Source organism: Vibrio sp. 10N.237.312.B06 (assembly GCF_041464685.1).
GTDB lineage: Bacteria > Pseudomonadota > Gammaproteobacteria > Enterobacterales > Vibrionaceae > Vibrio > Vibrio tasmaniensis_A.
Map to the genome: position 1 here is coordinate 73138 of NZ_JBFSPI010000010.1, position 7434 is coordinate 80571.

9 protein-coding genes are annotated in these 7434 nt (G+C 43.7%); 8 read left to right on the forward strand and 1 reads right to left on the reverse strand.

The genetic code is table 11. The annotated features are described in order from the left end of the window. Window positions 1-2 precede the first annotated feature (2 nt). Window positions 3-980 (reverse strand): WD40 repeat domain-containing protein, encoded by a 978-nt coding sequence (locus AB6C75_RS04665; RefSeq protein ID WP_009848931.1) that lies wholly within the window; start codon window positions 978-980, stop codon window positions 3-5. Between the two features lie 131 nt (window positions 981-1111). Here AB6C75_RS04665 and fkpA point away from each other — a divergent pair, with 131 nt between their 5' ends. The 8 genes from fkpA to fusA all read left to right on the forward strand — a co-directional run bounded on the left by fkpA (window position 1112) and on the right by fusA (window position 7232). After that, complete coding sequence (gene fkpA / locus AB6C75_RS04670) at window positions 1112-1888, forward strand: FKBP-type peptidyl-prolyl cis-trans isomerase (protein WP_029223026.1); 777 nt, start codon at window positions 1112-1114, stop codon at window positions 1886-1888. Between the two features lie 205 nt (window positions 1889-2093). Next, on the forward strand, window positions 2094-2819 hold the full coding sequence (locus AB6C75_RS04675; RefSeq protein WP_012604921.1) for a transcriptional regulator: 726 nt from the start codon (window positions 2094-2096) through the stop codon (window positions 2817-2819). Continuing rightward, entirely contained in the window at window positions 2813-3202 is a 390-nt protein-coding gene (tusD, locus tag AB6C75_RS04680; RefSeq protein ID WP_017103600.1) for a sulfurtransferase complex subunit TusD, read from the forward strand. Before AB6C75_RS04675 ends, tusD begins: the two co-directional genes overlap by 7 nt. After that, window positions 3199-3555 (forward strand): sulfurtransferase complex subunit TusC, encoded by a 357-nt coding sequence (tusC, locus tag AB6C75_RS04685; protein ID WP_017096568.1) that lies wholly within the window; start codon window positions 3199-3201, stop codon window positions 3553-3555. The genes tusD and tusC overlap by 4 nt, the downstream gene beginning before the upstream one ends. 8 nt (window positions 3556-3563) lie before the next feature. Then, the gene (gene tusB / locus AB6C75_RS04690; RefSeq protein ID WP_012604918.1) at window positions 3564-3839 is read left to right on the forward strand and encodes a sulfurtransferase complex subunit TusB; all 276 of its coding nucleotides are present in this window, start codon (window positions 3564-3566) and stop codon (window positions 3837-3839) included. A gap of 181 nt (window positions 3840-4020) precedes the next feature. Further along, window positions 4021-4395: a 30S ribosomal protein S12 gene (rpsL, locus tag AB6C75_RS04695; protein WP_012604917.1), complete on the forward strand. Its 375-nt coding sequence runs from the start codon at window positions 4021-4023 to the stop codon at window positions 4393-4395. 103 nt (window positions 4396-4498) lie between these two features. Next, entirely contained in the window at window positions 4499-4969 is a 471-nt protein-coding gene (gene rpsG / locus AB6C75_RS04700) for a 30S ribosomal protein S7 (protein ID WP_012604916.1), read from the forward strand. Window positions 4970-5135: 166 nt separating this feature from the next. Then, entirely contained in the window at window positions 5136-7232 is a 2097-nt protein-coding gene (gene fusA / locus AB6C75_RS04705) for an elongation factor G (RefSeq protein ID WP_012604915.1), read from the forward strand. Window positions 7233-7434 lie beyond the last annotated feature (202 nt).

The following is a 7434-nucleotide window of genomic DNA, read 5'->3' on the forward strand; positions in this document are numbered from 1 at the left end:
TCTTAATCCACATTCCAAGCTTGGGCAATGCCCGCAGAGGTGCCCGATATCACACGGTTCTTATCATCAAAGGCTGCATCATACACTACCGCACGAGGAGGGCGAGCATCTTTTAATGGCTCGGCGTCGTGGCGAGAAATGCGTTTGCCATCTTGAGTATTCCACACGCTCACTTGGCTAGATGGCGTACCTGTTACCAACATACTGCCGTCATCAGAAAAGCGAGCACTGGAGAAAATTAGCTGTCGAGACCAGCTCTGCAATTGAGCTTGAGGTTCACCTGTCTCAAGATCCCAGATCATCGCTTGATTCCCTCCATCGGAGGTAAAAGCTAGCTCTCCATCTCGTTGTAAGGCAACTCGTACGACTCTTTGTTCATGCTCGAATGTACGCAATACCAAGCCTGATTCGGTATCCCAAAGGTAAGCTTTATAGTCGTTACCGCCTGATAATGCGTAGCGCCCATTCGAAGATAGGGAGACGGAATTAACTTTTTCTCGGTGAGCGAGGAACTCCAGACGGCGTCCGGTGACTAAGTCCACATAGATAGCTTTGCCATTAGATAGGCCCAGCAGTACTTTTTCACCGTTGCTAGAGATATCAACATCGCGAATTAAGCCATCGGAAATCGACCATAGCCCTTCAGCTTGTGTCCAAGATAAGTCCCAAACGGCGAAATTCATCTGACTGGCGGTAATGGCAAAGCGACCATTGTCAGAGATGCGAATACGCGATACTTGATTTTCGGATTGATCTTGTGGACCAAGTTGAGCCAGTTCTTTGTTTTGGGCAAGATCCCAAAGGAGCAGCTGTTTTTGCTGCGAGTAGAGCAGCGCGAAGCGTCCATCTCTACTTAGGGCAAAGCTGGTGGCGCCGTTGGGTTCAATTTCCCAGCGTTGGTCATCATCTTGGAAGAAAAAGCAGCCATTTAACAAGGTGATGACAATCGTACATAGCAATGAGTGGAAAAATATTCGCATCACATCCAATAATCCGGTTTGTGTCGAAAGACATATGACTAGTATATTGTTATAACTAACGTATTCACACCAATCTAATCATTAGATTTGTGCACAATAACCAATGGCTTGGCCATTAATTGGAGAATTCAATGAAATCAGTTTTAAAAGTATCACTGCTTGCCGCAACGGTTATGCTAGCAGTTGGTTGTCAGAAAGAAGAACCAAAGGCAGAAGCTCCACAGGTAGAAGAAGTTAAAGTTGCAGCAGTAAACTTTAAAACAGAAGATGACAAAGCGGCATACGCAATCGGTGTATCTTTCGCTAACTACTTAAGCACAAGCATTGATAAGCCAAGCGAGCTAGGTATTAACCTAGACAAAGCGATGGTTCTTCAAGGTATCGAAGACGTATTCGCAGAGAAGACGGCACTTAACGAAGAAGAGACTCGTGCAGCTCTTGAAGCTCTAGACAAGCGTGTTGCTGAAACGATGCAAGCACAAGCGGCAGAAAAGTCTGCAGAAGTGAAGAAAGCGGGTGATGACTTCCGCGCTGAGTTCGCTAAAACTGAAGGCGTTAAGCAAACTGAATCTGGTCTACTTTACCAAGTAATGACGGCTGGTGAAGGCGCTTCTCCAAAAGACACTGATACGGTTCAAGTACACTACAAAGGTACGCTAACAGACGGTACTCAGTTCGACAGCTCTTACGATCGTGGCGAACCAGCAACATTCCCACTAAACCGCGTAATCCCAGGTTGGACTGAAGGTGTACAACTGATGCAAGTGGGTTCTAAGTACAAGTTCGTTATCCCGCCAGAGCTAGCATACGGTGAGCAAGATACACCGACTATCCCAGCTAACTCAACGCTAGTATTCGAAGTAGAACTACTAAACATCGATAACGCTGAAGCAGCTTCTGCACAATAATATCGCTTAAAAGCCTCGTACTAAAATACGTTGATTGAATAAAAAGCCTAACTTTAAGTTAGGCTTTTTTTATGACTTGAATATGAGTATTTGATTTTTAAACTTGTTCTAAATCACTAGTTGCAATGTTAGCTAGGTGTGCAATTAAAATTTTCTGATAAACTTACATAAATTTGTTGATTTTTCACACGAAGGTAAGGAATAAGTGACTACTACAGAAACAGTCAATGCGGACATGTTACTCGAAATGGAATCAGTCCATGTCATGCCATTCAGTGAACACGATAAAATTATCTTAAGATCTTATGAGGCCGTAGTTGATGGTATTGCGAGTCTGATCGGTCCGTTTTGTGAAATCGTTTTACACTCTTTAGAAGACCTCAATACATCTGCGATTAAAATTGCTAATGGTGAAAATACCGGTCGTCAGGTTGGTTCGCCAATCACAGATCTTGCATTGAAAATGTTGAAAGATATTGAAGGTTCTAAGCGTAACTTCTCTCGTTCATATTTTACTCGCGCTAAAGGCGGAGTACTAATGAAGTCGATCACGGTTGCTATCCGCAATGGTGAAGACCGAGTGATTGGCTTACTGTGTATTAACGTGAACTTAGATGCGCCATTCTCACAAGTGCTGCAATCTTTCATGCCTACGCAAGACGCGGATGAAGCTGCGTCATCTGTTAACTTTGCTAGTGACGTTGAAGAACTTGTCGACCAAACGGTTGAACGCACGATTGAAGAAATCAATGCAGATAAATCTGTATCGAACAACACCAAAAATCGCCAAATCGTGATGGAGCTATACGACAAAGGTATTTTCGACATCAAAGACGCGATTAACCGCGTTGCTGAGCGATTGAATATCTCTAAGCACACAGTGTACTTGTACATCCGTCAACGTAAAACAGAGGATGAAGAGGGTTGTTAAGCTATACACTCTTAGTTAATGGACCCGTTTACGGCTCACAATCCGCAAGAAGTGCTTATCAGTTTGCTGTGGCTCTATTGAAACAGGGCCACAAACTTCACAGTGTGTTCTTCTATCAAGACGGCGTCAGTAATGGCTCTGGTATTACTGTGCCTGCTAATGATGAATTTGATTTAGCTGCCGCTTGGCAAAAACTGGCGGACGAGCACAATGTTAGCCTAGAGACATGTGTTGCTGCTGCGCTAAGGCGTGGAGTTATCAGCACTGAAGAAGCGGCGCAACATCAATTAAGTGCATCTAACTTGGCGACAGGGTTTACCCAAGCTGGCTTAGGGAGTTTATCTGAAGCACTTCTGACGCAAGATAGGGTTGTCCAGTTTTGAGCACATTAGCATTTATATTTAACAGCTTTCCTCATACAACGGCTGCGGGTAGGGAAGGGCTAGACGCATTGTTAGCGGCTTCAGCTTACAGTGAAGACATTAGCGTATTCTTTGTCGGTGATGGCGTTACACAGCTTCTCAAAGCGCAACAGCCTGATGAATCCTTATCACGTGACTATATTTCTGCATTCAAGCTTATGGACCTCTACGACATCGAGCAGGTTTACGTGTGTCAACATAGCCTCAATCAGTTTGGTCTCTCGACTGATAACTTACTGATCGATGTGACTGCGCTAGAAATGAATGAGTTGACGCAGAAGTTAGCTCAGAGCCAAAAAATACTGACTTTCTAGGGAACGTTATGCTTCATATTGTAAAATCAGTAGACAAACTCAAGCTTGCATTGATGTACTCGCAACAAAAGGACCATATCCTTTTGGTTGAAGATGCGGTGTATGTTTGCCTTCCAAATCATGAGTTATTCAATCAAATCTCAACCGTTAAACATGTGTCGGTATTAAAAACAGATCTTTATAGTCGAGGTCTACAACAACTTGCTTCAAGCTCTCTGGATCAAGTGGACTTCGATGGATTCGTAAAACTGACTGTTTTGAACGACAAATCAGTCACTTGGTAGCTGCATTTTATCCGTGTGGTTAAAAAAAGACCATCCTGAGCTCTAGACGGCTAAAAAAGATCTGTATATTTCTTGACACACATCCCACTGCTGAATAGAATTTTGCGTCCCTATTTACACTATGTGTAATAGGGCTAGATTTTTCATCAAGCTTACTTTCAAGTAAATCAGGAGCTAGTTAATGGCAACTATTAACCAGTTGGTACGTACTCCTCGTGTAAAGCAGGTTGTTAAAAGCAACGTGCCTGCACTAGAAGCGTGCCCACAAAAACGTGGTGTATGTACTCGCGTATATACTACTACTCCAAAAAAACCGAACTCAGCACTACGTAAAGTATGTCGTGTTCGTCTAACTAACGGCTTTGAAGTTACTTCATACATCGGCGGCGAAGGTCATAACCTTCAAGAACACAGTGTTGTTCTTATCCGTGGTGGTCGTGTTAAAGATTTACCAGGTGTGCGTTACCACACTGTTCGCGGTGCACTTGACTGTGCAGGCGTTAACGACCGTAAGAAAGGTCGTTCTAAGTATGGTGTGAAACGTCCTAAGTCTTAATGCGTCTTTTTTTTAAAGAAAGCGTTAAGTAAGGCCAAACACTATTTATTTATTATTCTGAAAAGTTTTGGAAAAAACCTGAAGAAGACAACGGAGAAATTCCATGCCACGTCGTCGCGTAATAGGCCAGCGTAAGATCCTTCCAGATCCTAAGTTCAAATCTGAGCTGCTGGCAAAATTCGTTAACATCCTTATGGTTGACGGAAAAAAATCTACTGCAGAGAAGATTGTTTACACTGCACTAGAAGTTATGGCTGAGAAATCTGGTAAAGATCACTTAGCTGTATTTGAAGAAGCTCTTGAAAATGTTCGTCCAGCGGTAGAAGTTAAATCTCGCCGTGTGGGTGGTTCAACTTACCAAGTACCTGTAGAAGTTCGTCCGGTTCGCCGTAACGCTCTTGCTATGCGTTGGGTAGTTGAAGCTGCGCGTAAGCGTGGTGAAAAATCTATGGCTCAACGCCTAGCTGCTGAAATGCTAGACGCGTCTGAGAACAAAGGTACTTCGGTTAAGAAACGTGAAGACGTTCACCGTATGGCTGACGCAAACAAAGCGTTCGCACATTACCGCTGGTAATACCTTTTTAGTGCTGCAAGTTTCCTTGCAGCACTTCTTTAGTTCCTATGCTTATGCTAGGAACTATTGCTATTTCTAGGGCAAGCACTTTTTAGCGAAGTATCGCTTCTAGCGCATAATCTAGACATAGCAATAGTCCCTAAGTCTCTAATAAGAGGATTCAACCGTGGCTCGTAAAACTCCTATTGAGCAATACCGTAATATCGGTATCGTTGCTCACGTAGATGCAGGTAAAACAACCACAAGTGAACGTATTCTGTTCTATACCGGTCTTTCTCACAAAATCGGCGAAGTTCACGATGGTGCAGCAACCATGGATTGGATGGAGCAAGAGCAAGAGCGCGGTATTACGATCACTTCAGCAGCAACTACTACGTTTTGGCGTGGTATGGAAGCTCAGTACTCTGACCACCGTATTAATATCATCGACACTCCGGGGCACGTTGACTTCACAATCGAAGTAGAACGTTCTCTGCGTGTACTTGATGGTGCAGTTGTTGTGTTCTGTGGCTCATCTGGTGTTGAACCTCAGTCAGAGACTGTATGGCGTCAAGCTGATAAGTACCAAGTTCCACGTATGGTTTTCGTTAATAAAATGGACCGTACAGGCGCAGACTTCTTGCGTGTAGTTGAACAGATCAAGGATCGCCTAGGCGCAACTCCTGTTCCAATTCAACTGAACATTGGTGCTGAAGAAAACTTCCAAGGCGTTGTCGATCTTATCAAGATGAAGGCGATTAACTGGAACGAAGCTGACCAAGGCATGACTTTCACGTACGAAGATATTCCTGCAGACATGCAAGAAATGGCTGAAGAATATCGTACAGAACTTGTTGAAGCTGCTGCAGAAGCAAATGAAGAGCTGATGGATAAGTACCTTGAAGAAGGTGAACTAACAGAAGCTGAAATCAAACAAGGTCTTCGTACTCGTACCCTTAATAATGAAATCGTACTTGCTACTTGTGGTAGTGCATTCAAAAACAAAGGTGTACAAGCTGTTCTAGATGCAGTTGTTGATTTTCTTCCTTCTCCAGTCGATGTACCTGCAATTAAAGGTATCGATGAAGACGAGAACGAAGCAGAGCGTCATGCAGACGACAAAGAACCGTTCTCAGCGCTAGCATTTAAAATTGCAACAGACCCATTTGTTGGTACTTTAACTTTCATCCGTGTTTACTCTGGTGTTGTTGAAAGCGGTAAAACAGCTTACAACTCTGTGAAGAAACAACGTGAACGTTTAGGGCGCATTGTTCAAATGCACTCAAACAAGCGTGAAGAAGTAAAAGAAGTACGAGCAGGTGACATCGCAGCCATTATCGGCCTTAAAGATGTTACTACTGGTGAAACTCTATGTGATCAGAACCATAAAATTGTTCTTGAACGTATGGAATTCCCAGATCCAGTTATTCAGATCGTTGTAGAGCCTCGCTCTCAAGCTGATCAAGATAAAATGACTATCGCGTTAGGTAAGCTAGCGGCAGAAGATCCATCGTTCCGTGTTGAAACGGATGACGAGACTGGCCAGACACTAATCTCTGGTATGGGTGAACTGCACTTAGATATCATCGTTGACCGCATGAAGCGTGAATTCAGTGTGAACTGCAACGTTGGTAATCCGCAAGTTGCTTATCGTGAAACCATTCGTGGTACAGCAAAAGCTGAAGGTAAATTTATCCGCGAACATGGTGGTAAAGGACAGTACGGTCACGTGTGGCTGAAACTGGAACCATCAGAAGCCGGTGAAGGCTTTGTCTTCGTAGATGAAATTGCCAATGGTATCGTGCCAAAAGAGTTCATTACCTCTGTCGCTAAAGGCGTTGAAGAGCAAATGAACAATGGTGTATTAGCGGGCTATCCAGTTTTGGATATCAAAGCTACACTATATGATGGTTCTTACCATGAAGTAGATTCAAGTGAGATGGCGTTTACAATCGCTGCCTCTATGGCTTTCAGAACAGGTGCACTAGAAGCGCAACCAGTTTTGCTTGAGCCTATGATGAAAGTTGAAGTAACTACTCCAGAAGACTGGATGGGTGACGTTGTTGGCGATATTAACCGTCGTCGCGGCATCATCGAAGGTATGGACGAGGGGACAGCTGGCCTGAAGATAATTCGTGCACAAGTTCCGTTGTCTGTCATGTTCGGTTACGCAACTGATTTACGTTCTGCGACACAAGGTCGTGCTTCTTACTCTATGGAGTTTAGTGAGTACGCTGAAGTGCCAAAAAATGTTGCTAATGCAATCATTGCAGAGCGTGGTTAAACAAAAGGGACGCATTTTTTTCATTTTTTGAAAGAACAATGCGTCCAAATATTGCGCTAACGAGAGTTGGCGCATAAAATAGCAATTTCTGGCGCGTCTCGCTCAATAATGAACGTGGCGAATCATAACTAGGAAGGAACACGATTGTGTCTAAAGAAAAATTTGAACGTACGAAACCGCACGTAAACGTTGGTACTATCGG